Source organism: Xanthomonas sp. NCPPB 3582 (assembly GCF_041475735.2).
Lineage (GTDB): Bacteria > Pseudomonadota > Gammaproteobacteria > Xanthomonadales > Xanthomonadaceae > Xanthomonas > Xanthomonas codiaei.
Genome location: NZ_CM192968.1, coordinates 4,925,021 through 4,947,975, shown reverse-complemented (window position 1 = coordinate 4,947,975; position 22,955 = coordinate 4,925,021). Strand labels below are relative to the sequence as shown.

At 62.1% G+C, this 22,955-nt stretch carries 20 protein-coding genes and 1 pseudogene; 12 read left to right on the top strand and 9 right to left on the bottom strand.

Annotated elements, in window-relative coordinates; genetic code table 11:
• The first annotated feature begins 13 nt into the window (after positions 1–13).
• The 3 genes from ACCQ05_RS21050 to ACCQ05_RS21040 all read left to right on the top strand — a co-directional run bounded on the left by ACCQ05_RS21050 (position 14) and on the right by ACCQ05_RS21040 (position 1,746).
• A complete protein-coding gene (locus ACCQ05_RS21050; RefSeq protein WP_372392383.1) occupies positions 14–433 on the top strand; it encodes a DUF6367 family protein in 420 nt (139 codons plus the stop codon).
• Positions 434–499: 66 nt separating this feature from the next.
• Positions 500–817: a hypothetical protein gene (locus ACCQ05_RS21045; RefSeq protein WP_372392382.1), complete on the top strand. Its 318-nt coding sequence runs from the start codon at positions 500–502 to the stop codon at positions 815–817.
• 569 nt (positions 818–1,386) lie between these two features.
• Entirely contained in the window at positions 1,387–1,746 is a 360-nt protein-coding gene (locus ACCQ05_RS21040; RefSeq protein WP_228961556.1) for a hypothetical protein, read from the top strand.
• Positions 1,747–1,825: 79 nt separating this feature from the next.
• Here the strand turns inward: ACCQ05_RS21040 and ACCQ05_RS21035 are convergent.
• The 3 genes from ACCQ05_RS21035 to ACCQ05_RS21025 form a co-directional block, all read right to left on the bottom strand.
• A protein-coding gene (locus ACCQ05_RS21035; protein WP_372390521.1) for an IS5 family transposase occupies positions 1,826–2,631 on the bottom strand; the annotation gives its coding sequence in 2 pieces (ribosomal slippage) (positions 1,826–2,301 and positions 2,301–2,631; 807 coding nt in all).
• Positions 2,632–2,807: 176 nt separating this feature from the next.
• Positions 2,808–4,256 (bottom strand): XVIPCD domain-containing protein, encoded by a 1,449-nt coding sequence (locus tag ACCQ05_RS21030; protein ID WP_372392380.1) that lies wholly within the window; start codon positions 4,254–4,256, stop codon positions 2,808–2,810.
• The gene (locus ACCQ05_RS21025) at positions 4,253–4,687 is read right to left on the bottom strand and encodes a hypothetical protein (protein WP_372392378.1); all 435 of its coding nucleotides are present in this window, start codon (positions 4,685–4,687) and stop codon (positions 4,253–4,255) included. The genes ACCQ05_RS21030 and ACCQ05_RS21025 overlap by 4 nt, the downstream gene beginning before the upstream one ends.
• A 167-nt stretch (positions 4,688–4,854) precedes the next feature.
• Between ACCQ05_RS21025 and ACCQ05_RS21020 the strand changes: the two genes are divergently transcribed.
• Complete coding sequence (locus tag ACCQ05_RS21020) at positions 4,855–5,046, top strand: hypothetical protein (RefSeq protein ID WP_372392377.1); 192 nt, start codon at positions 4,855–4,857, stop codon at positions 5,044–5,046.
• 374 nt (positions 5,047–5,420) lie between these two features.
• On the top strand, positions 5,421–5,840 hold the full coding sequence (locus ACCQ05_RS21015) for a SymE family type I addiction module toxin (protein WP_372392376.1): 420 nt from the start codon (positions 5,421–5,423) through the stop codon (positions 5,838–5,840).
• Positions 5,841–5,982: 142 nt separating this feature from the next.
• Here the strand turns inward: ACCQ05_RS21015 and ACCQ05_RS21010 are convergent, their stop codons facing one another.
• From ACCQ05_RS21010 to ACCQ05_RS20995, 4 genes and pseudogenes are all read right to left on the bottom strand, one after another.
• Positions 5,983–6,699 (bottom strand): hypothetical protein, encoded by a 717-nt coding sequence (locus ACCQ05_RS21010; RefSeq protein ID WP_372392375.1) that lies wholly within the window; start codon positions 6,697–6,699, stop codon positions 5,983–5,985.
• Entirely contained in the window at positions 6,696–8,165 is a 1,470-nt protein-coding gene (locus ACCQ05_RS21005; protein ID WP_372392374.1) for a hypothetical protein, read from the bottom strand. Before ACCQ05_RS21005 ends, ACCQ05_RS21010 begins: the two co-directional genes overlap by 4 nt.
• A gap of 146 nt (positions 8,166–8,311) precedes the next feature.
• On the bottom strand, positions 8,312–8,626 hold the full coding sequence (locus ACCQ05_RS21000; protein WP_228964759.1) for a hypothetical protein: 315 nt from the start codon (positions 8,624–8,626) through the stop codon (positions 8,312–8,314).
• Between the two features lie 286 nt (positions 8,627–8,912).
• Positions 8,913–9,167, bottom strand: a pseudogene (locus ACCQ05_RS20995) (IS4 family transposase); the annotation flags it as partial.
• Here ACCQ05_RS20995 and ACCQ05_RS20990 point away from each other — a divergent pair.
• Complete coding sequence (locus tag ACCQ05_RS20990) at positions 9,154–9,621, top strand: lytic transglycosylase domain-containing protein (protein WP_372394205.1); 468 nt, start codon at positions 9,154–9,156, stop codon at positions 9,619–9,621. The pseudogene ACCQ05_RS20995 and the gene ACCQ05_RS20990 sit on opposite strands and share 14 nt — an antisense overlap.
• Before the next feature lie 84 nt (positions 9,622–9,705).
• Here ACCQ05_RS20990 and ACCQ05_RS20985 read toward each other — a convergent pair whose 3' ends face one another.
• Positions 9,706–11,289 carry a hypothetical protein gene (locus ACCQ05_RS20985; RefSeq protein WP_372392372.1) on the bottom strand — a complete coding sequence of 528 codons (1,584 nt, stop codon included), beginning with the start codon at positions 11,287–11,289 and terminating at the stop codon, positions 9,706–9,708.
• A gap of 521 nt (positions 11,290–11,810) precedes the next feature.
• Between ACCQ05_RS20985 and ACCQ05_RS20980 the strand changes: the two genes are divergently transcribed.
• The 4 genes from ACCQ05_RS20980 to ACCQ05_RS20965 all read left to right on the top strand — a co-directional run bounded on the left by ACCQ05_RS20980 (position 11,811) and on the right by ACCQ05_RS20965 (position 14,833).
• Positions 11,811–12,506 carry a DUF6058 family natural product biosynthesis protein gene (locus ACCQ05_RS20980; protein WP_372392370.1) on the top strand — a complete coding sequence of 232 codons (696 nt, stop codon included), beginning with the start codon at positions 11,811–11,813 and terminating at the stop codon, positions 12,504–12,506.
• A gap of 246 nt (positions 12,507–12,752) precedes the next feature.
• Positions 12,753–13,280, top strand: a complete 528-nt coding sequence (locus ACCQ05_RS20975; RefSeq protein WP_372392369.1) for a hypothetical protein — start codon at positions 12,753–12,755, stop codon at positions 13,278–13,280.
• A gap of 183 nt (positions 13,281–13,463) precedes the next feature.
• Positions 13,464–14,021 carry a hypothetical protein gene (locus ACCQ05_RS20970; RefSeq protein WP_228964755.1) on the top strand — a complete coding sequence of 186 codons (558 nt, stop codon included), beginning with the start codon at positions 13,464–13,466 and terminating at the stop codon, positions 14,019–14,021.
• A gap of 317 nt (positions 14,022–14,338) precedes the next feature.
• Positions 14,339–14,833, top strand: a complete 495-nt coding sequence (locus ACCQ05_RS20965; protein WP_372392368.1) for a hypothetical protein — start codon at positions 14,339–14,341, stop codon at positions 14,831–14,833.
• A gap of 379 nt (positions 14,834–15,212) precedes the next feature.
• Here the strand turns inward: ACCQ05_RS20965 and ACCQ05_RS20960 are convergent, their stop codons facing one another.
• Positions 15,213–16,100: a hypothetical protein gene (locus ACCQ05_RS20960; RefSeq protein ID WP_372392367.1), complete on the bottom strand. Its 888-nt coding sequence runs from the start codon at positions 16,098–16,100 to the stop codon at positions 15,213–15,215.
• Positions 16,101–16,471: 371 nt separating this feature from the next.
• Between ACCQ05_RS20960 and ACCQ05_RS20955 the strand changes: the two genes are divergently transcribed.
• A complete protein-coding gene (locus ACCQ05_RS20955) occupies positions 16,472–19,588 on the top strand; it encodes a maltotransferase domain-containing protein (protein ID WP_372392366.1) in 3,117 nt (1,038 codons plus the stop codon).
• Complete coding sequence (gene treS / locus ACCQ05_RS20950; RefSeq protein ID WP_372392365.1) at positions 19,585–22,935, top strand: maltose alpha-D-glucosyltransferase; 3,351 nt, start codon at positions 19,585–19,587, stop codon at positions 22,933–22,935. The genes ACCQ05_RS20955 and treS overlap by 4 nt, the downstream gene beginning before the upstream one ends.
• Positions 22,936–22,955: the final 20 nt, after the last annotated feature.

The following is a 22,955-nucleotide window of genomic DNA, read 5'->3' as shown; positions in this document are numbered from 1 at the left end:
ATTGGAGAGGATCATGTCCGAGGTCTTCGTTTGCTACACGCCTGCCACGCAGAAGGGACCGTGGAGCATCCGCATAGACAAGCCGCACGGAAGGGAAGCTCATCATCAAGAGCACGTACACATTACGCGGAAGGGTCTCAAAGGCGAGTATTCCTGGAACAAAGACGGCACCCGCCACGACAAACATAGGTTTCCGGCGTCGGAGCAGAATATTGCTGCGGCAAAGCGGCAATATTCTGGCGCACTGAATGTTTCGGCCGCCTCGCTACAGTTTTTGGCGGCCGCAGACTCTAGCTGCACCGTCTCCGTCTCAGAGAGCCCACCGGCCGCTCGCGCTCGGTCGCTCCTGTCGGTGTACGTGCACCGACAGGAGCGGCTCATCCTCCTCGGGTCTGCCAGCGGTGCCCTTGTGGCGGTCCGCGATGAGGCCTAACAATTCGTCCAAGCCGACGCCGCTTCGCGGAACTGCTTAACTCAGGTGTTAGGCCCACTACCAACCATGAACGCTATTGCCAGTAGTGAACGCGATGGAGAGTCCGACAAGGGCGAGAAGGTGGCCTTTCACTTTGCGTTGAATACACCACACCAAATTGATGATGAGAGTTGGGGCTGCACCATTAGGATGGAGGGCTTTACCAGCAAGCCCCTTACAATAATCGGCGTTGATAGCTGGCAATCTCTCACGCTGGCCATTGCGCTCATCCAGCAGTCGCTCACCTACTTCATCGAGGACGGTGGAAGGTTATTCTTTAAGGACAGTGCATCGCCTATGGACATACAAGATGTAGCTCTCAAGTTTCCGTCCAAGCGGGCCTAACAATTCATTCAAACCGAACCGCTTCGCGGGCCGGCTTAATTCAGGCACTAGCCCTCATGAAGCGATCAAAGGTATCCGTTGGAGAAAAGCTAGCGCTTACGCTTTCTGCCATTGCGCTGCTTGTTTCCATCTGGTCCCTTGTTGAGAGTCGGAGGGCTTCAGTTCAAGCGCGATGGTCCGCGTTTCGGAGCGACGCACTTGCAACACTTGAGGCTCATCGACGCACATACAGCCAGGTCACTTGCCTCTTCCAGGCAACAAATACGCGGCACGGACTTGAGGAGTTTGGAGGCTTTAAGTCCAATCTGGATAACCTTGTGAGCACCCTTCATAAGCTGCGAGACGCTAATGAGGCCACACTGGCTGAGTTCGAGACACGCCTGGACGTAAGTCACTCGTCTTTTCGCAAGCTCAGAGACGCAGTTTCAGAATTCAAGACCCATCTCGCGCCCGATGAGCTCAGCAGAGCCAACTCAATCTGCGGCACTGAGGGCTAACAACTCATTCAAGCCGAAGTTGCTTCCGTGTCGGCTTAATTCAGGGGTCATGCCTCACAAGGAGTTGTGTCGATGTTTACAAAATCAATTGAAGAAGTTTTTGTGGAGGAGATCGGCAAGCGTGTTATCGGACATGGCCACCAGGTTGACGACGGAGACCGCGGGAGCTACGAAGGGAGCGTCATAAGCCTTGACCAAGAAAAGATCGAGTACTCTTGCGAAGAAGCACCCGACACTATTTTTATTCGAATCAAGGGCGCGTGCGTTGTGCAGTACATCGATTCAGACGGCGACGACCACGATAGTGACTGGAACATAGAGGTAGAGGCTCGAGTAAAAATTTTGCCAGCTTCTCACGATATCAGCAGCTCTGAAATTAGTGTTCGTATGGATGTAGATATTGTCGGCGTCAACCTGACTAGCCAGGATTAAAGTGGCATAAAAGTCTTTGCGTAATGAGTTATAACAATTCATTCAAGCCGACGCCGCTTGGCGGCGCGGCTTAGAGCAGCTAACAAAACCAAGGAAGCATGCGTAAGCAGATGATGGAGCATGCGAGCGAGAGCAACGCTAAGTGGATATCGATGCTGCGCTCGAAGCGGATGCGCAGCTTGCCCATCCCGGCGAACCAAGCGTGCGTGCGCTCGACAACCCAGCGATGCTGGCCCAGGCGGTCGTTGCGTTCGATGCCCTTGCGTGCAATCCGCGCAATGATGCCGCGCTGCTTGAGGGCATTGCGGCAACGGTCGATGTCGTAGGCCTTGTCGGCATGCAGTTTGCTTGGCCAGCGTCGCGCGCGCCCTGGTTTTCCACCGATCGCAGGCAATGCATCAAGCAACTCCTCGAAGACAACCGAGTCGTGTCGATTGGCACCGGTGACGCACACAGCCAGCGGCACGCCGTTGCGATCGACGATCAGATGCCGTTTGCTGCCGAGCTTGCCGCGGTCGGTTGGGTTTGGCCCTGTATACGAGCCCCCCGGGGGGAGGCCACGCTGGCGGCGTCCAGACTTGCTCGGCTCATATCCAGCTTGTCGGCGCGACGTAGCTCGGCCAGCAACACCTGATGGAGACGATGCCACACCCCGCTGGCTTGCCAATCACGCAACCGCCGCCAGCAGGTCATGCCGCTGCCATAGCCAAGTTCCGAAGGCAGGTCTTCCCACGGAATGCCCGTACGTAGCACATAGACGATGCCGTTGAGGGCCTGCTGATCACTGAGACGAGGCCGTCCACCTTTGGGGGAAGGCTTGACCTGCGGAATCAGTGGTTCGATGCGCTTCCACAGCGCAATTGGGATCTCGTTGCGACGTGCCATGCAGGCAATGTTGCCACCGACTCAACAAAATTCAAGGGTTTTGTTAGCCGCTCTTAACTCAGGTGTTAGAGATCATCATGAAGAACGGGGTCAGGTTGATCAGGTTGAGTTTTTGGTAGACGATCAGCAGATGAATTTGAGCATGTTGATAACCTTCTTCGGCTGCTGGGTCATCTTCACAGCGAAGGAGTCGGCCCGCGCTGTTGTTGCTCCTGCGAGCGCTGCTGTTCTAGCGATTGTCCCCGCGCGCGATCTTGTTCCAGGCGTTGGTTGACGGATTCCAGTTGCGAAAAGCTTTCCTGCACCGGGCGTTGAGCTGCTTCGACAGTGGGCATATGTGCACGCAACATCGCTGGGTCATCCAGTCTGCCCTGTACCACGAAGACATTCTGTGCAGCCGTAAGATCTTTGGTTTTTTCGCTGAGCAAAACGTGGTCCACCCGGCTCAACTCGTTGTCCTTGGCTAGCGTCAGAAGACTGGCTGTCATTCGTTCACTGGTGGTATCAAACGTGCGGCCGTTGACTGCATCTAGCTGCTCCACCTTGCTTCGGATCTGCTGATACATGGCATGGTCCGGGTGCCCCGCTTCTGCAGGCGTCAGTGCGCGGCTTGGCCCGGTCGGTGTCGCAAGATTGGGAGAGCTGACGCCGCGTGCGCCAGTGTCTTTGAGCTGGACCATGCCATAGCCGTCCTTGCCAAGGTCAACGATGTTGAAGGTCTTTGCAGAACCGAGGTCCAGCCCATTGCGCTCCAGCTGTCTTGGGTCCAGGCCCAACGATTTGAGATCGATGCGAACTTCCGGAGGTTGGCGATCCTGCGCCAGATGCGCGTAGCTCTGCGCGATGTGACTGATCGGATTGACGCCATAGTAGTTCCGGTAATCGGAGTCGCCATGCGGGCCCAGCGTGCCGCGACCGTCGTAGAAGCACTGTTCCACGGACTTTGTCAGCGCATCATTACGTGAGAACGGGCGCGTCGTTAGCTTTTCATACGTCAATCCGCTGGCAAACTGCGGTGGAACGACCCCTCTATCTACACAACGTGTGGTCGAGCGCTGGAGCAGCCGAAGTTCGACCATTTCATCTGGCATTCCAGGGTTCTGATGCTTGATGCGGTCGTGAAGTGCACGCATGCCTGAGATCTCTGAGAGCGCCTCATCCTCCCGGGTGCTATCCAGATACGCGCGTGTTGGCCCAGTAAGGTCGACCTGACCCTCGCGATTCTCGTGCGCCTCCTGCATCCGGTTGCCCATTGTCTTTGCGAACTCTGCCAGTGCTTGAGCACGATGCTCTGCCAGCACACCATGCATCGTTTCATGCCCAAGTACTTCGGTGATGTAATCAAGACGCTGCGCGCCCGTGAAATCGCTGAACGCTGCTGCGCTGATGTTGAGCGTGCCAGCGCTCCCATTTTTGCCATCCTGGAAATGACCGCCGTTGTTCTGACCGTGCGAGACCGCGATCGATCCGATATGCCCCTTCTCGATCGCATTGCCAAGCAAGTTCGATAGGTAGGGCGACTCCGATAGCGCTTGACGAATACTGGACTCAGCATCTTTGGGAAGGCGCGGATCGTTTGCCATCTGTGCCAGCAGGGGCTCGATTCTTGGGTCGACACGTATCATGACTTGCCCCCATCGATCTGCATGCCGTAAGCGCATTCGCGCGAGCCACTGTCTTCACTGGTTCGGTAGATCAGCAACGCGACGGAGAAGCCCTGCGTTCCGTCGTTGAGCGGGCGCCAATGCTGGCGCAGCCATCCTCCCTGGAAAGGCCTTTGTCCACCACGCTTGTAACCGATCTCCTCTAGTTTCCGTGACAGCGTTGTTGCATCCCAAACGCAACGTGAGGTAGGCGTACGGGTTGGGTCGATACCTTCGGGGAAACCGACTGCGACTTCCATGCTCGCGAAGATTTTTTCTGCGGGTATATGTGTTGCGTAAAAAGTGTACCCGTCACTCAGGGGAACATTTTTCATGACGTGAAAAGGATGCACAAAGTATGAGGTGCCGCCGAACTTTGCGCCCAGTGCGGCCTCCAGGCGCATGTAATTCATATCGGCTGATGACTTGAATCCATCGACAAACCGAAGCAGCCTGGCTTCCAGCTCTTGAGAGCTAATTCTGGGCTTGCTTGACTCCGAGCGATCGCCTGCAGTCGTATGCTGCGCAGTGACTGGTGCTGACGCAGATGGCGTAGTGGAATCTCCTCTAGGATCGGCGCATGCGCCCTGAAGTCCAGCCGCAAGGAGCATCAATAACAGGAAAAAGAAATTTCTTCTTGTTCTTACGTGCTTGGTATCCACAGGCTCTACGCTTCGAGGACCCCATTTCATGGCCTGCCTCCATCGATCTTGACGCCATTGACGCACTCTTGTCGACCGTTTTGGTCATTGCTTGGAAAGAGAAGCAATGAGTGCGCGCGGGTGGTAGCACTCTCCGTTCTCCAATCCAACTCTGCCTCTGCTGCTTCAAACGGTAAGCAAGATCTTCCATCAACGCTTTCCAGATTGCCAGCATCAACCAGTTGACATGTCACGCAGCGCGTAGCAGTCTTTTGGCCACGGAGCGTAGAAACTCCTAAGACAGCGGTACCCACCTCCGAAATCCCGGTGGGTTTTTTGTGCCTGCAGCTTCCTGCTGGCGCAGCCGACGCAACGCCTGCGTCGGGAGGGCGGCTAATACAACACCCTTCGGGGAAATACGCCCGCCGTCTGTCTTCGGTTTCTAACCTCCCGACATCCCGTCGCCACCCGGCGGCGGGGCCTGTTCGTCAAGGAGGGCTTTGCCATGCGTCGATCCACGTCCAGTCCCAAGCCAGCGCGCAAGCGCGCCACGGTGCCGCCGCCCACCGAGGTCGTCTGGCGCACCCTCGACCCCACACTCAAGCCACCACCGTACGTCGAGCGCACCCCCATCCCCGAGCCCCGCCCCGATCCCAGCAAGCCGCGTTGCCCAGGCCACCCGCGTGCCCCGCAACACTGCACCGTCGGCTACGGCTACTACCCCGACAGCCACCAACGCATCCCCACGCTGCGCCTACGCGGCCGCTGGTTGGAACAACTCGGCTTCACCATCGGCAGCAAACTCCACATAAGCATGCGCAACGGCGAGCTGGTCGTCAGCGTGGCACACGACCGACCAACCCGTCGCCACTCACCTGCGCATGGCTCATGCGCGTCGGCTGTCGAGTTATCGGGCTTGGAGTGATTACGTCGGTGGATCCAGAGAAAAATCAACACGAGACCCGATCCAGATTATTGTTGAAACACGGCCCAGCCGACACCACTCTGGTGCAACTAGAGTCGGGTCGCCTCTGAGCGCAAGCCACACTCTTGTAGTGAAGCCGTCTTCAGGGCGAGGAAAGCTCTTCGATACGAGCAGCTAACGCACGCCATTGAGTTGTCAACCGGCGCTCCAGGATGGCATACGAGTGAGCGCGGAAATCCTTGTTGCCTTGCGCAATGCGATGCATCGAGGCTTCCGGATACAGCCGCTCAAGTGCCTCGCTTAGGGCACTGGACCCTTGTATCAGCGCGTCGAAATCGATATCGATTGCATCCAGTTGCGCCAAGGCGGCACGGGCCTGTAACAGCCCGCACAGGACGCGATCTACGTTGGTGAGTGTGACCTTTGCGGCTACACCGGGATAGTGCCAACCGGCCTCCAACATCGACCACGCGACGTCGGCCAATGGTCGGTTCACCCGAAGCAGGCGCAAAGATTGTCCGTTTGCCTCCGACAGCCAGCGTGAGGTCACGAAGGGCTGAACGACATCCTTGTAAGCATGATCGCAGGGGCGCACCACCGTGTCCAAGAAACAAGACCATCGTTCGAAGCGCGCCCTGTCGCTTTCCTGCGTGAAGCGGCCGCCGTCGCATTGTTGCGAGAGCATGGCCCATCGCTCTACGTTGAGAATTTCGCCAGCACTGGTCCATGAGGGCGACCGCAGGTTCAGCGCGGCGCGGGCACTTTCGAAGACCCATGTCGACAGGGATCGTGGCAGCGCAACCACGAAGAGCGACGGCAGCTCCCCTGTCGGCGTTCTGCTCCCTGCAACCACGCTCATTGGGGAAGGCCGACACGATGAGCCTTTTGCTGGGCAAGCGCTGCGAGATCACGAACCATTCTGTTCAACGGCGATGACCAGTCGCCGCGCCGTGCTTGCCGATAGAGGCGCATCGACGGATACCAGACCGATGCACTGCGATGCCCCTGCCAACGCCAATCGCATGGCCGGGAAAGCAACGTCCAGACCGGGTGCCCGATGGCACCGCAGAGATGCGCCATGGCGGTGTCAACGGTAATGACAAGGTCCAGCTCACGCACGATTGCTGCAGTCTGCGCGAAGTCGCCGAGCACAGAGCCCAAGTTCACCAGCGAGCTGTCGGAGAGTGGCTGAGGAGCGTCAGGATCATATTGCAAGCCGTAGAGGCGGACATTGGGTATTTCCGCCAATCCGCTGAGCAACTGCAGAGGACAGTCGCGCCGCGCCGCACTAGGATGGTCGGCACGGCTGGCGTGCACCAATCCCACCCGCAATGTGGCGGAGTGGGTGGAGATCAGCGCAGCAGTGGCGGCGGGCAGCACCTCATTGGCGGAAAGGTAAACGTTGCAGGGCACTGTCGGCAGTACCTTCGCAAGCACGCGAGGAAGGCTGAGTAGCGGAATCTGCAGATCGAACCCTTCTGCGGCGTCGCCTTCGTCGAAGAAGCGCTCCACCACACCTAGCGACTGTAACAGCGGCTGCAACACGCGTGGCGTTTGCAGCCATACACGTCCACCCAAGGCGGCGATGTAGGGGAGGTAGCGACAGAATTGCAGCTGGTCGCCCAGACCCTGCTCTAGCCACACCATGAGGATGCGTCCGTGGAGTGGGCTGCCGTCCCAGATAGGAGCGTGCGTGCCTGGAAAGGCTGGCGTGTGTCCGCCTGCGTCAAAACGCCATTCGTAGGCTTGCCATCCTTCATCGTACTGGCCGTCTTCGAGCAGTGCTTCCGCCAGCGCAACATGTACCTGATAGTGGTCGTGTCCTCGCGCCAGCATGTCGCGTAGCATTGCGATCGCCTCCGAACACTTTGCCTGTTCGCGCAGGAGGCGTGACTGGTTGAGGCGCGGAGTGGTCCAATCTTCGGCAAGCGCGCTCGCACAGCTAAATGCAGCCAGTGCCAGCTCGGGCTCCTCCGATTCCAGCAGACAACCAAGGCGATTGTGCGCTTGGGGTAAATCTGGCCGTTGCCACGTCACCTGGCGTGCGGCATCGACCGCCGCGCGGAATTGTCCAGCCTGATGAAGCATTCCGGCAAGCCGGGACCATGCTTCGGTTGTGTGTGGTGAGCGTACGACGAAATTCTGAAGCGACGCTATCGCGTGCTCCTGCATGTTGCTCGCTTCAAGCAGATCGGCGAGGGCAGAGGCATAGGGCCAATGATCAGGGGTGGCCTGCGCGAGCGGTCGGACCAGTTCGGTCGCTTCGGTGAAGCGGCCCGTGTTGGCCAGCGATGCAGCGATGCCCAGAACGGCCTCGGGTGTCATGGACCCGAGGCCGCACAGACTATTACGGTGACGATCGGCGGCGTGCGTTCGTATGTAATCGCCATTAAATGTATCAGCCTTGCGCCTCGAGATCAGCTCGGGCTGCTCCTGGGTGACTGTCTATGCTCACAAAGCCGCAGCCCGCTCTACTGTTGAAGCGGAAATACCAGACTCTGCGGACCGTTCGGCCCGGCAGGAAACGCCATCCAGAAGGTGACCAGCGCGTCGTTGTCATCCACCGATACAGGCTGTGCCTGATACGAGTGGTTTACATACCCCAAAGTGACCTTGTAAGGGCCTTTGCCAACAGCGGAGGCGTCCACATTCTTGCATTCGCCAGCATTCACCGTGCCAGTGAGCGTGCCGCTTGAGCCTTTCAAGCTGTACGAAATCGGGCGCAACGTGAATTCAACAAGCTGATTGGACGTCACTTGGCCGTCGGCCATAGAGTTAATGATCATTGTGGCTCCAGATATTGATGGTGTGAAATTCATTTACAATGTTAAGTGCGGTTGGGCTCTTGTTTTTCCACCAAGAAAGACTGCTTGCACCTACGGAGTTTCCTAAAATCAGCGATATCGGGTTTCGCGGCGCAGTGTATGCAGGCTTCAGCAGATCCAAGCCGACAAAACGTCTCATCGTGGGATGCTCACTGCTTCGTTATGAGAATTAGTCCGCAGTTCTCGACAAAATTTACGGGCTGCCTAAAAGAGGAAGGGAGTAATAAACTTAGGTATCCCCACGTTTTTACGGCACTTGCGTCATCTGCTCGCGCACTGCGTCGGGCAGTGTGCGCAAGCGTTCCAGCCAGCGTGAGACAGGTTCCATCGGCCATCTTCTGACCAGCGCCTCGCGACCGACGCGTAGCGTCGAATAGAGCTTGCGTGTGCTGTTGCGCGGCGATCGCCACTGGGCGATACCGGCGGCCTCGCAGCCCAGTCCTGCCAGCCAACTGGCGAAGGTGGCCTGCGTATCGAGCAACGACAGGATCTGTAGCCGCTCACAGCCCTGGCCTGTTGCCGCGCCTCGGCGACGGGTGTTGATTGCAGTGGCGTTGCTATGCGCCGCGCCGCTCGCACGGGCAGACTGCTTTGAAGAAGCCGCCAGTTATCAACATGTCAATCCATGTGTGCTAGGCGCCATTGCGTGGCAGGAGCCGCGTGGCCGTGCCGATGCGATCCATCGCAACAACAACGGTACGATCGATTATGGAAGCATGCAGATCAATTCGATCCACCTACGACGCCTCTCCAACTACGGTATCTCCAAGGACGCGTTGATGCATCCTTGCGTCAGCGTGTATGTGGCGGCTTGGCGGCTACGCGAGATGACCAATAAATACGGAAATACCTGGGCCGCTGTGGGCGCCTATCATTCCGAAACACCCGCGGAGCGCGATAAATATGCGCACGCCATTCATGCGATTCTGATCAGGCGCGGTGTGGTTGTCGAATGACGCTGTCGCGGCAGCCGTGGAGGGTGTAGCGACGTACATCACCGCGCTCACCGGGTGGCGAGCGCGGCGGTTTGAGCGCTGTGCTTATTCAGGCTGCGCGCGAGATGCTTCGGCGCCGCGAACTGCTGCCTCGGCCTGCCAGGTGGCACCGATGGTCTTGTATTGCATGCCGGCAACTACGCCAGACACAGTATTGGCGAGCAATCCGCTGCGTGCAGGCGACAACCCGACCCAGGCGCCAATCATGTTGATGGCTGTACCGAGCGCGATATTGGAGTTGATGGCGGCCGTGCGTGCGACCGAGTGATCCATCACCCGCTCGTAATCCTCGCGCTTGCCCTTCCACGCTGGTTCCCAGATTTGCTTGGTCCCGGCTTCGTCGGCTTCGTGCTGGGTGACGTTGATCCAGTCCAATGTCTCCAGGCCGACGTTCAAGGCGGTGTTCACTGCCGATTGACGAAAGATGACGCGGGTCGCCTCCCCTTTGTTGAAAGGCGAGTTCAGCCCTGCCCAGCGCTGCCTGGCCGCTGCAAAGTCCGGCGATGCCAGCTCGTTCGATGCCAGGTTGGTCAGCACGTTGGCCATGCCGTAGAACCTGCCGGCGCTGGTGATGTGCGGATCGCTGATTCCGCCATTAGTGGGTCCGGCCGTTCCCACCATCTTGAAAGTCGCCTGGATCGTGTCGCGCGCTGCGGCATAAGCGGCGATCTTCAGATCACTGGCCAGCAGCCTGGCCGCCATCTCCGGTTGGCCGGATGCCTTGCCGGCCGCACCCACGGCGATGTTGCTCAGGATGCCGCCCAGCGCAAGCCGGGTGACCAGATCCGAGTAATGTTGCTGCTCGGCTTTCTTGTCGTTGCGTTCGTCTTCGGACAAGGCATCCCATTGTTCGAGACTGAGATTGTGGAAGCCTCGCGCTGCCGCGTCTGGGTTGCGTTTCTCGCGGTTGCTTCGCAGTGTATGCAGCGCCATCTGCAGCGTGCCCGACACAGCCTGCAGGGCGACGACCGCTTCAGGCGGGAGCTGGCGAAGAGCGGCAAACAATCCCTCGCCCAGCAACTCGCGCGCGAATGTGGTTGGCCCCACTGAAGTGGACTGGTGCACCAGGTGCCCCAACGCAGCGCCCAGGTATTGCTTGTCAAAACTGAGCGGTAGTGCGCCGCGCGCTGCAGCCATCACCGCGGTGGCGGTCGGTCCAAGGATGGTGCGCACGCCATGCGCTGCGCCGGTTCCGATCGATGCAGCCAGTGCACCCAAGCGCTCGGTGCGTGTCGTTGCGCTGGTGATTGCAGATGTGTGCACTTGCGGATCTGGTGGCGCAGGGTGTTGGTGCGGAATGGAAGAAGAGCCTGCCGACGAAAAGGACTCGTCGGCATCGAAGAAGTGCTCGCTGCTGCTCTCGTTGCCATGCAGCAGCGACGCGCCTGAGGTATGCAGCAGCGGGCTCTCACCGGTGTGTTGGTGTCTGTCGGCAGTGTCGCCAGATCCTTCGCTGCGTTCCGAGTTGCTGCGTCGTCCGGAAGGCCTACGAGCCAGGCCCGACAGTGCAGGGCCCGCCGCAGGTGACGGTGTCTCGTTGAGCTGTTGTAGTGGTGGCATTTCGATCGCCACCTCTTCATTTGTCGATCGCGTTGGCTGGGAAGTGCTAGCTGAAGGGATCTTCGTCACGGCATGTCCTCGCTGGGGGAGAAATGGCGGCGTGCCGCCGCCTCGGCTTGCGGGGTTGTTGATGTGCGGCGTTGATGGCCGGCACATCATTCACTGGACGCATAGCGGTGCCAGCCGCGATTGCAGCGCACGGATCGCTGGCGCCAGAGCTTATGCCTCGATCAACGCGAGCCCACGGTCGACGTGCGGCACGCAGACACCGTCTTGCATGCCGCCATCAGCGGTTCGGGTAAACACAGTGCGAACTTTTCTGCGTGCAATCGAAGTGCTCGGGCGGGCCCTCGCATTCATGGCCGCTTTGTGAGGCATGCGTCATCGTCGTCAGTGACTCGAAAATGCCATCAAGCCGGAGAATCGGGGCGCTTCAACTGCGAAATGATCATTCGTTAACGGAATATGGCATTCCGTGTAGCGATGGAGTGTGTCTGCCGAAGGTGCGATTGACGGCCGCAAACGACTTTGGGAGGATGGCCGCATGTCGCGTTGGGGCGACGTGTCTTGCATGGAGCACCGTTCATCGCATGAGCGATCTGGAAGCGTATCTGGACCATCACTACTGGACCGCCGAGCAGTTGGCTGCGGCCTGTGCGATTTCGCCCGATACACTGACCCTGCTGGTGAATGAAAGGCTCGTGCCCGAGCCCTCCTACACGGTCACCGAGGACGGTCGATTCATCTCGCAGGCCTTTGGCGAATTTCAGGTGCACGCGCTGGCGCCCGGGCGATACTTCCATCCGGGCAACGCCGCCTGGGTGGTGCTGGCGTTGGAGGCGAGAGCCAGCGAGGGTGCGCAGCGGGCGCATACCGCCCTGAAAGAGCGCTTCAGGCGCAATTTCGCAGCCGCGCTCATGGAACTCGACAAGACGGTGTATCGCTTGCCCGACAGTTTTACCGAGACGGGTAGCGTCATTGCCGAAGGTCTCGACAAGCGCACCGAGAGTGGCTGGCACCACTTCTTGAAAGGGGTCTTCAGTCTCTGCGTCGCGGACGTCTCGTCGGAAGCCTCCATCGCGCGAAAGGAGATCTTGCAGGAAGTATTGATACAGATGAGCGACAACGGATCGAAGGACGTGTATTCGGCGGAGCAAAGGCGACAGTGCCTGGATACTATCGGCCAATACGAAGCAGCCGCGATGCCATTCTCACCGCTGGAGTATCCGCGCAGCAGTCGCAAGCGCTTGGTGGAAGATCTCAGGCCAAAACTTCAGGTGCGTTGAACGAGGGCGCTCACGGCGACGGAATTGGGATCACCTGCCGACCCCCGCAACACTGCAGCTTGGGCGACGGCGCCACTTGTCGCTGACCGGTTCATGCCATCCTATGCCGACGCGAGCGCTGGCTCGAGCAGCTTGGCGTCAGCCACTGCTACGAATGTGACATCCCGTCGCCGCAAGGACACAGTGCCCATCCACGGATGGGTCTGGCCGGTGGGCGGCGATACGCTTCAAGGCAACGAGGACGGTATGGACGCTTGGTCGCGTTGGTTGTTTGAAGAACATGCCGAGATGCAGTTGCGCGCCTGGGCGAGGCGTTTGCGTGTGTTTCGGTTTGTCAGGGCCGCGGGTGGGCATGCCAATGACGGTGACCGCTTGCTTGCTGCGTTCGGCTATCCGTCGCTGCAGACGCTGGAGCATGCGTTCGCGAGCTTGGGGATTGCGCCGGTGCGGCATCGTGTGGTGCCGCCACAGCCGGAAGTGGGGCGCGCCTACGCGGGCGATGTGTTTGCCGCACTTGCTTCGTTGATTCCCGGTTCCCTGATCGAACAGCCTGGGTGGCAGCAGATGCATGGCGGGCCGGTGTTTGTCTGGTGCGGCGCGGACGAGATCCGCTTCTCTGTGGCGGATGGCTATGGGGTGACTGACGCCAACGTCGCGCATGCAGCGCGTATCGAGCCGGCCTTGATGGCGTTAGGCCTCGAGCCGATCGATCCGCCAGTCGACAACAAGCATTGCATCAGCCCACGTTACTACCCGGACTATTTCGACGCTTGACCCTGTGGCTCGAACGCGCAGTTGCACAAGTTCGCGGGCTGTCCGATGGCCTGCATTGCCAGGCTGGCTGCCTGGGACAGGCGTGCCGCTCAGTTCGGGCTACCCACTGTTCGGATTGACGGATATCGGCGCGCCGGCGAGGATCGGGCAGGTCGCTTGCATGCAGCTGGAGGGTCTTGAACGATGACCAAGTTCGAACGCATCGCCGCACACGTGCCCGTCGGAACGGTGCTGCCCGTGGAGCTGCGCATGGTGTGCGATTACCTGGACAGGACCGGCTATCCCATCAGCGGTTGCATGAAGATCAGGCCGGACGATTTCGGTGGCGTCCAGGCCTGGTTCGACGGCGATGAGGCGATGGCATCGCAGTTCGCCTACTTCGGCGCCGGGCCGGACGGTTCGATCCTGGCCTTCTGGTTACGCGACAGCCTGGACGCGGGCACTGTGCCGATTGTGCATCTCGGTTCGGAGGGAAACGGAAATAGCGTCCTGGCACGTAATTTTCGCGAGTTTCTCCAGCTGTTCGGAATCGGCTACGACGAGCTCGGCTTCGATGACCTGAGCCAGCGTCCAGCGGATCCCGATTCCGCCGCCGGCTTGCGTGCCTGGCTTGAAGCCGAGCTGGGGATCATCTGCCCCCCGACGGGCGAGGACATCGTTACTGCGGCGAGGTTGAACTGTGCCGATGTGGCAGTGGCCATCGAACATTGGATCCATCAGCGCTACCGCAGCCAGTCCTGATCCCTCGGGACCAGCGCGTTCGGCTCGCTCGCCCAGATAAGCTGTTTCCTTGGCGATCGGTTCCGATAGCCAGGGTGAGGCTGACGACCGTGAGCGGGCCGATGCCTCATTCGACTGCATGATGTCGTTGCCACACAGCGCCGCTGCCAGAAGTCATGGTGCCGCCAGGCACAGCCTTCGACGCCTTACCCCCCGCTTATGATCATTCTGCGCAGCGCAGCTTGGGGCCCTGGCGCAGGCACGTGTGCGGCAGGGCCGCTACCGACAAGGAACAAAACATGCAAAGACAGGGACAGGCTGGGGTGCGATGGGGGCCCGTGGCACTTGCCATCGCCGTGGCCGGGCTGCATCTGGGTTGGGAGTTCCTGCATGGCGGCGTCAGGAGCCATCATCTGCTCAATCGCGCGGATCTGCCGACCATTTCCAACTGGTGGGGTTTGCTGGTCCTGCCGGGGTTGGGAGCGCTGGCCGGTGATCTGGTGAGCCGCCGCGCATCTGGCTCGCCTGACGCGATCCGGTACGCGGTGCTGGGGGCTGTTGGTGCGATGGCTGCGGGCATCGTGCTCTCGGTGGCCTTCGTGACAGGAAGCGAATCGGCGGCATCGGCCGTGTTCCTGTGCATCGTAGCGACCAGCCTGGTCGTGCCCGCGTATCGTGCCGAGTACCTGTTCGGGTTCGTGCTGGGAATGACCTTCGTCTTTGGTGCCGTGCTGCCTACGCTGTTCGGGCTGTTGGTGGTGGCAGCCTCGGCCATCGCGTGGCGCGTGGTCTATCCGCTGCTGGCAGGGGCAGTGCGCTGGGCGCGGTGGTAGCGTGCACTCTGTGGCTGATCGATTACGTCCATGTTCGCCTTGCCAGCCATGGCACGGTGCCTGGTTGGATGCCTGCTCTTCCAAGCGAGCAACGCGGTGTGCCCGACCCGACAGGTGAGTGCCGTATCCGTATGCTCCGATCGGTGACAGACGATGGGGCCGACGTCCGCTTTGCCTTGCGGCGTTCCTGGGCGATCCACGCTGGTCGATCAACGGTGAGCCCGTGGTCGCGCGGGTCTGCCCTTGGTGTGGTCAGCCACTTCCGCAACGCGCATTCGAGCATGAGCACGCGTTTCCTTGAACGGCATGTCCACTCCAGTGACATCAGTTACCGCTTCAACGCGGTGACTGCGCTAGACAGGCCATGCTGATGCGGCACCTAGCGGCAGCGATCAAACGTCCTGACCCGCGTCTGGTCGGCAATGATCAGGCGTGATTCCCTTTCGCTCAGCATGAAGACGGCGGGGACTTCCTTGTGTGGCGGTGTTGCCGAGGTGGTGATGATCCGCCAGGTCCAGGGAGTGCGCGCCAGCAAGGTGACCGCGGCAGGCCACAGTTCCTCGCCTTTGCCGACCATGCTGTTCCACTCCACTGTGAGGGTGTGTTTGGGATCGGCCATGTCCGGATCGCCGCACGCAACGCCGGCAGTGACCCATGTGCCCAGCACCGGCACCGGAAAATTGCCCGTTGAGGCGTTTCGCTCGTAGCGCTCGCCCTGCGTGACCCGCGTCAGGCTGCCGCGCTTCCAGGTGTAGGCCCAAGTGTAGCGGCCCGGTGCAGGGCAGCGCTCCGATCCGTCCGCATTGCGCAATTCCCGTTTGCAGATGGAAGACTGCTTCTGTACGACAAAGGCCACGTCGATGCGATTGCCGGAAATCGCCAGATCCATGACTTCGCCAGGAATGTGCTCGGTTGCATCCGGGGTGTAGCCGGTCTTGCGCGCCCTGATTTCCCATTGGTCCGTGATAGGACGAGCGGACGTCTTTCTGGGAATGAGTTTGCTGAGGACCGTGATGCCGTTGGGGCAGTCTGCGGTGGACGCTGAGCAATAGGATGCGCTGAGGTAGACGATTTCATGAGTACCGTCCTGGTCCAGGTCGGCGACTCGCAGGGAGCCTACGTAGTCCTCCTTCACGATGTCGTCGTTGACGCTGAAATCCTGCCAGAGCATGGCAATTTCGTGCGCGCGCTCCAACTTCAGCCTGGGCTCCCTGGCCTGTGCAACCGCGGCGACGACCATCGCTGCGATCGCGACATAACTCCGCATCCGTGCGCTCCTTGCAAACGAGTGGGCAGCATACTGCATCGGTGCGCGCCGGGTTATGGGGGGCGCGCCGCTCCATGCGGCCGCGGTCGTCACCGCCATTTCACGCTTGTTGGATTTTCGTCAATTCCACCGACACATGAACTTCGCAACGGGGGTGCTTGACTGCATGGGTCAACAATCGTTGCGGAGTTGCGCATGAGTGCAGTCACGGTAGGCAGGGGCGTCCCGGTGTCGTGTGGGCAGGGGGTGGTCCGGGCAGGTGGTGGACTGGCGCGCCGCGTGGCAGCGCCTGCGACAGTGCAACGCGGGGTGTACCGCGTGGGGTCTTCCGTCACGGTGCGTTCGCGCGCCGTTGCCTGCTAGGGGGCGTCATGCGGATCTGTGTTCTCAATGACGCAACCGTGGCGTCCAGCGGGCTGGAGCAGCGCTGTGTGGCCGCCCGCGATGCCGGTTGCGACTACGTAGTGATGGCAGCGCCGTTCGCGCGCGACGCCGAAGGCCGGCTGATGGAGCCCACCGGCGGCGGCGAGGCACACGAAGCGCGGCTGCGCGAGGCGGTGAAGGCCGCGCAGCAGGCCGGCGTGCAGCTGCTGATCGACGTGCGGCTGGACGAGGTCGGTGGCGCCAGCGCGGTGGTGCGCGACAATCCACAGTGGTTTCGGGCGCGCAGCACGGCGGTGCCGGACCCGCGTCAGCCGCGGGCCACGCCCGAGGTGGCCGAGGCCCGCTTCAGCTATGCGCAGGAAGGTGCGGCCCTGGTGGAATGGTGGAGCACGCGCCTGCTGGAGTGGGCCGGGCAGGGCGTGGGTGGCTTCCGCCTGTTACAGCCGCAGCAGGTGCCGGCACAGCGTTGGCGCGAGTTGATTGCACGCTTGCATGCGCAGGTGCCGGAGGTGGTCTTTGCCGCATGGACGCCCGGGTTGGGCCTGGACGCCTTGCAGCAGCTGTCCGGCGCGGGCTTCGATGCGGCGTTCTCTTCGCTGGCCTGGTGGGATGGGCGCGGCAGCTGGTTCTTCGAGGAAGATACGGCGTTGCGCGCACTGGCGTCGCAGGTCGTGGCGGTGCTGGATGCGCCCGATGGCAAGCGTGCCGCAGCGCCGGAACAGCACTGGCAGCTGGCGTTGGCGCTGGGTGGGGCATGGTTGCTGGACGAGACCCAGCTGCACGCCTTGCCGGCGTCCCTGCGCAGCCGCGACCGGCTGCCGGGTAGCAACGCCGGCCTGCGGCTGCGTCCGCTGTTGCGCGAGGCGACCGGGCTAACCGCCGTGGCGGTGGAGCCGCTGGGCGGATTGCCGTCCTTGTTATTGATCAATAGCGATACCCGGCATGTGGTGCCGGTGGCGGCCTCCGACCTGTTGCGGTTGCTGGGCGATGCCGAGGCGCTGGTGGCCGAGGATGGGCGCACGCTGTCGGGCGCGACGCTGGACGCGTTGGAGCCGGGCGAGGTGCGGGTGTATCGCAGCGTGCCGGCACGGCATGTGCTGGCGGTGCCGCGCATGCGTCCGCGCGCGCAGACCGCCGGCACCTGGCCACGCGTCTGCATCGAGTCGGTGACGCCGTCGGTGGATCACGGCCGCTTCCCGGTCAAGCGCACCGTGGGCGACCGCATCTGCGTGGAGGCCGATGCGTTCTGCGATGGGCACGACCGCATCGCGGTGGCGGTACTGTGGCGTGCGGCCGATGCCAAGAGCTGGGCCAGCGCACCGATGCGCGCACTGGGCAACGACCGCTGGCGCGCGGAGTTTCCGCTGGAGCGCATCGGCACCTACGAATTTCGCGTGGAGGCGTGGCGCGATGTGTTTGCCACCTTGCACGCGGATCTGGAGAAGAAGCGCGCGGCCGATACGGTGCTGCCGGTGGACGTGCAGGAAGCCGTTGCGGTGGTCGAGGCGGCGCATGCACGCAGCGAGGGCGAGCTGGCAGCGCGGCTGCAGGACATCCTTACCCGCATCGGCGCACAGGGCGAGCCGCTGCAGCAACTGGCCATCGTGCTGGAACCGGACACCGCGCAGGCGATGGCGCTGGCCGACGACAAACCGTTCCGCTCCGAGTACCCGGTCACCTTTCGGGTGGAATCGGAGCGTCGCGCGGCACACTTTGCCAGTTGGTACGAGTTGTTCCCGCGTTCGCAGAGCGGCGATGTGGCGCGGCACGGCACCTTCGACGATGTGATCGCGCGGCTGCCGCATATCCGCGCGATGAATTTCGATGTGCTGTACATGCCGCCGATCCACCCGATCGGCCTGAGGAATCGCAAGGGGCGCAACAACTCGGTGACCGCGGTCGCCGGCGAGCCGGGCAGCCCGTATGCGATCGGGGCCAGCGATGGCGGGCACACCGAGGTGCATGCCGAGCTCGGCGGGCTCGAGGGCTTCCGCCGCCTGATCCAGGCTGCGCGCGGGCAGGGGTTGGAAGTGGCGCTGGATTTTGCCATCCAGTGCGCGCCCGACCACCCGTGGCTGAAGGAACACAAGGACTGGTTCACCTGGCGCGCCGATGGCTCCATTCCCTATGCGGAGAATCCGCCGAAGAAATACCAGGACATCGTCAACGTCGATTTCTATGCCAGCGGGGCGGTGCCGGAGCTGTGGAACACGCTGCGCGATGCGGTGCTGTTCTGGGTCAACGAAGGCGTCACGCTGTTTCGCGTGGACAACCCGCATACCAAGCCGTTCCCGTTCTGGGAGTGGCTGATCGCCGACGTGCGCGGGCGCCGGCCGGACGTGGTGTTCCTGTCGGAAGCCTTCACCCGACCGAAGATGATGTACCGGCTGGCCAAGTGCGGCTTCTCGCAGTCGTATACCTACTTCACCTGGCGCAACCACAAGCACGAATTGCAGGCCTACATGCAGGAGTTGAACGAAGGCGTGCCCAGCGAGTGCTTCCGCCCGCATTTCTTCGTCAATACGCCGGACATCAACCCGTTCTTCCTGCAGACCAGCGGACGCAACGGCCATCTGATCCGCGCGGCGCTGGCAACCACCTTGTCGGGGCTATGGGGCATGTACCAGGGCTTCGAACTGTGCGAGGCCACGCCGCTGGCGCCGGGCAAGGAAGAGTATCTGGATTCGGAGAAGTTCCAGTTGCGCGCCTGGCCCGAGCGTGCGCCCGGCGACATCGTCGATGAGATCACCCGCTTCAACCAGCTGCGCCGCATGCATCCGGAGCTGCAGTCGCACCTGGGCACGCGCTTCTACCAGGCGCATAACGACCAGGTGCTGTATTTCGGCAAGTTCCTGGATGCCGGCTACCTGTCGCGCAGCCGCACCATGGTGCTGGTGGCGATCAACCTGGACCCGCACGCGGGGCAGGACGCGGATATCGAAATCCCGCTCTGGGAGCTGGGCCTGCCCGACCACGCCAGCGTCGCGGTGGACGATCTATGGGATGGGCATCGCTTCACGTGGTACGGCAAACACCAGCACATCCGCTTAGAGGCGACGCGGCCGTTCGCGTTATGGCGCATCCGCGCAGGAGAGGTCGCATGAATGCAGTTGCAGCGTTACAGGCCGATGCAGAGCAGTCGGCGGTGGTCGCCGACCAGCGCTGGTACAAGGACGCCATCATCTACCAGGTGCACGTCAAGTCGTTCTTCGACTCCAACGACGATGGCATCGGCGACTTTCCCGGGCTGATCTCCAAGCTGGACTACATCGCCGAGCTCGGCGTGGACACCATCTGGCTGCTGCCGTTCTACCCCAGCCCGCGCCGCGATGATGGCTACGACATCGCCGAATACATGGCGGTGCATCCGGACTACGGCAGCATCGAAGACTTCGAGCAGCTGGTGGCGCAGGCGCATGCGCGCGGCATCCGCATCGTCACCGAGCTGGTGATCAACCACACCTCCGACCAGCACCCCTGGTTCCAGCGCGCACGCAATGCGCCGGCCGGCTCGCCGGAGCGCGACTTCTACGTGTGGTCGGACACCGACCAGGAATACGCCGGCACGCGCATCATCTTCTGCGATACCGAAAAATCCAACTGGACCTGGGACCCGGTGGCCGGCCAATACTTCTGGCATCGGTTCTATTCGCATCAGCCGGATCTGAACTTCGACAACCCCGCAGTGCTGGAAGCGGTGCTGGAAGTGATGCGCTTCTGGCTGGACCGCGGGGTCGACGGGCTGCGCCTGGACGCGGTGCCGTATCTGATCGAGCGTTCGGGCACTTCCAACGAAAACCTGCCCGAAACCCACGCCATCCTGCGCAAGATCCGCGCCACCCTGGATGCCGAATACCCGGACCGCATGTTGCTGGCCGAGGCCAATATGTGGCCGGAAGACACCCAGCAGTATTTCGGCCAGAACGCCGACGAATGCCATATGGCGTTCCACTTCCCGCTGATGCCGCGCATGTACATGGCGATCGCGCGCGAAGACCGCTTTCCCATCACCGACATCATGCGCCAGACCCCGGAGATCCCGGAGAGCTGCCAGTGGGCGATCTTCCTGCGCAACCACGACGAGTTGACGCTGGAAATGGTCACCGACTCCGAGCGCGACTATCTGTGGCAGACCTACGCCGCCGACCGCCGCGCCCGCATCAACTTGGGAATTCGTCGCCGGCTGGCGCCATTGCTGGAACGCGACCGCCGCCGCATCGAGTTGATGACCTCCCTGCTGCTCACCATGCCGGGCACGCCAGTGCTGTATTACGGCGATGAAATCGGCATGGGCGACAACATCCATCTGGGCGACCGCGATGGCGTGCGTACACCGATGCAGTGGTCGATCGACCGCAACGGCGGCTTCTCGCGCGCCGATCCCGCGCAGCTGGTGTTGCCACCGGTGATGGACCCGCTGTACGGCTTCCAGGCGGTGAACGTGGAAGCGCAGGTGCGCGACCAGCATTCGCTGCTGACCTGGACCCGCCGCGTGCTCAGCGTGCGCAAGCGCTACCAGGCCTTCGGCCGCGGCGCGCTGCGTTTCCTGTACCCGGGTAACCGCCGCATGCTGGCCTATCTGCGCTGCTACCAGGACGAGACGGTGCTGTGCGTGGCCAACCTGTCGCATACGCTGCAGGCAGTGGAGCTGGACTTGTCCGAGTTCGAGGGCCGCGTGCCGGTGGACATCATCGGCGGCGGCAGCTTCCCGCCGATCGGGCGGCTGACCTACCTGCTGACGGTGCCGCCGTTCGGCTTCTATGCCTTCCAGCTGGTCAGCGAGGGCACCCTGCCGGACTGGCACGTGCCCAGCCCGGTGCCGTTGCCGGACTACCGCACGCTGGTGCTGCGCGGCGATACCGACGAAAGCAATGCGCTGCTGCCGCACCTGCCTACGCTGGAAGGCGAGATCCTGCCGGCCTGGCTGTCGGCGCGGCGCTGGTTCTCGGCCAAGGACCAGGCCCTGCGCAGCGTGCGCATTTCACGTCGCACGCCGCTGCCCGGCGATGAGCCGATGAGCCTGCTGGAGCTGGCGGTGGAGCTGGAAGACGGCCGCCACGAGTGCTACATGCTGCCGGTGGGTATCGTGTGGGAGCGCGAGCATCCCAGTACGCTGGCCGAGCAGCTGGCCTTGGCGCGTGTGCGCCAGGGCCGCGAGGTGGGCTACCTCACCGACGGGTTCGCGCTCAAGCCGATGGTGCGCGGGGTGATCGATGCGCTGCGCCGCAATGCCACGCTGGATTTCCACGACGGCGAGGATGCCGCGCAGCAGGGCCAGGTGCGCTTCGAATCCACCCCGGCGCTGGCCGCGCTGGAGATCCCGGACGACCCGGAGATCCGCTGGCTGTCGGCCGAGCAGAGCAATAGTTCGCTGGTGGTGGCCGACAAGGCGGTGTTCAAGCTGCTGCGGCATGTGGCCACCGGCGCCAATCCCGAGATCGAGATCGGCCGCCGGCTCACCGAGATGGGCTACGCCAATGCCGCGCCCCTGCTGGGCAGCGTGAGCCGTATCGACAACCAGGGCACGGTGACCACTATCGCGCTGCTGCAGGGCTTCATCCGCAACCAGGGCGATGCCTGGCGCTGGACGCTGGACCATCTGGCGCGCAGCTTCGACGAGTACGCCACCGCGCAGACCGATGAGGCGCGCGCCGAAGCCATCGCCGGTTACGACGCGTTCGCGGCGGTGGTGGGCAAGCGCCTGGCAGAGCTGCACGAAGCGTTGTCGCGCGACACCGACGATGCCGACTTCGCCCCGCAGCGCATCGACCTGCCCACCGCCAACGATGTGGTGGCCGGGGTGGCGCGACAGGTCGAAGAGATGTGGGACACGGTCAACGCGCGCCTGGCCGCCAGCGAGGAGCCCGCCGAGCGCGAGGCGCTGGAGGCCATTCTGGCGCAACGTCCGCAGCTGGATGCACTGCTTGCCCGGGCGCCCAGCGTGCTGGCCGATTCGCTGCTGACCCGCGTGCATGGCGACTTCCACCTGGGCCAGATCCTGGTGGCCTTCGACGATGTGGTGCTGATCGACTTCGAGGGAGAACCGGCCAAGCCGCTGGCCGAGCGGCGCGCCAAGGCCAGCCCGCTGCGCGACGTGGCCGGCTTCCTGCGCTCGCTCGATTACGCCAGTGAAGTGTCGGCGCGCGGCGAGGAGGGCACGGCCGCGCGCGCCGGGGTCGGCGTGGACACGCATCTGGACCAATTCCTGGTGCAATTCCGCCGCCGCTCCACACAGGCCTTCCTGGACGCTTACCATGCCGTGCTCGACGCCAGCGCCCACCCGTGGATCGCGCCGGCGGCGTTCAACGCCGCCACCTTGCTGTTCCTGGTGGAGAAGGCCTGCTACGAGGTGCGCTATGAAGCCGCCAACCGGCCCGGCTGGTTGATGGTGCCGATCGAAGGGTTGCGACGCATCCTGCAGCGCGCACGCGCCGGTGCAGGAGACACATGATGAGTGGAGTAATGACAGCA

What these genes read in the sequence shown, in the direction of transcription:
- ACCQ05_RS20970 (WP_228964755.1), top strand. Translation starts at nt 13,464, where the DNA reads ATGACCAAGTTCGAACGCATCGCCGCACACGTGCCCGTCGGAACGGTG.
- ACCQ05_RS21010 (WP_372392375.1), bottom strand. Translation starts at nt 6,699, where the DNA reads ATGAGCGTGGTTGCAGGGAGCAGAACGCCGACAGGGGAGCTGCCGTCG.
- ACCQ05_RS21020 (WP_372392377.1), top strand. Translation starts at nt 4,855, where the DNA reads ATGCGCCCTGAAGTCCAGCCGCAAGGAGCATCAATAACAGGAAAAAGA.
- ACCQ05_RS21040 (WP_228961556.1), top strand. Translation starts at nt 1,387, where the DNA reads ATGTTTACAAAATCAATTGAAGAAGTTTTTGTGGAGGAGATCGGCAAG.
- ACCQ05_RS20960 (WP_372392367.1), bottom strand. Translation starts at nt 16,100, where the DNA reads ATGCGGAGTTATGTCGCGATCGCAGCGATGGTCGTCGCCGCGGTTGCA.
- ACCQ05_RS21025 (WP_372392378.1), bottom strand. Translation starts at nt 4,687, where the DNA reads ATGAATTACATGCGCCTGGAGGCCGCACTGGGCGCAAAGTTCGGCGGC.
- ACCQ05_RS21000 (WP_228964759.1), bottom strand. Translation starts at nt 8,626, where the DNA reads ATGATCATTAACTCTATGGCCGACGGCCAAGTGACGTCCAATCAGCTT.
- ACCQ05_RS21045 (WP_372392382.1), top strand. Translation starts at nt 500, where the DNA reads ATGAACGCTATTGCCAGTAGTGAACGCGATGGAGAGTCCGACAAGGGC.
- ACCQ05_RS21050 (WP_372392383.1), top strand. Translation starts at nt 14, where the DNA reads ATGTCCGAGGTCTTCGTTTGCTACACGCCTGCCACGCAGAAGGGACCG.
- ACCQ05_RS21005 (WP_372392374.1), bottom strand. Translation starts at nt 8,165, where the DNA reads ATGACACCCGAGGCCGTTCTGGGCATCGCTGCATCGCTGGCCAACACG.
- treS (WP_372392365.1), top strand. Translation starts at nt 19,585, where the DNA reads ATGAATGCAGTTGCAGCGTTACAGGCCGATGCAGAGCAGTCGGCGGTG.
- ACCQ05_RS20980 (WP_372392370.1), top strand. Translation starts at nt 11,811, where the DNA reads ATGAGCGATCTGGAAGCGTATCTGGACCATCACTACTGGACCGCCGAG.
- ACCQ05_RS21030 (WP_372392380.1), bottom strand. Translation starts at nt 4,256, where the DNA reads ATGATACGTGTCGACCCAAGAATCGAGCCCCTGCTGGCACAGATGGCA.
- ACCQ05_RS21015 (WP_372392376.1), top strand. Translation starts at nt 5,421, where the DNA reads ATGCGTCGATCCACGTCCAGTCCCAAGCCAGCGCGCAAGCGCGCCACG.
- ACCQ05_RS20975 (WP_372392369.1), top strand. Translation starts at nt 12,753, where the DNA reads ATGGACGCTTGGTCGCGTTGGTTGTTTGAAGAACATGCCGAGATGCAG.
- ACCQ05_RS20955 (WP_372392366.1), top strand. Translation starts at nt 16,472, where the DNA reads ATGCGGATCTGTGTTCTCAATGACGCAACCGTGGCGTCCAGCGGGCTG.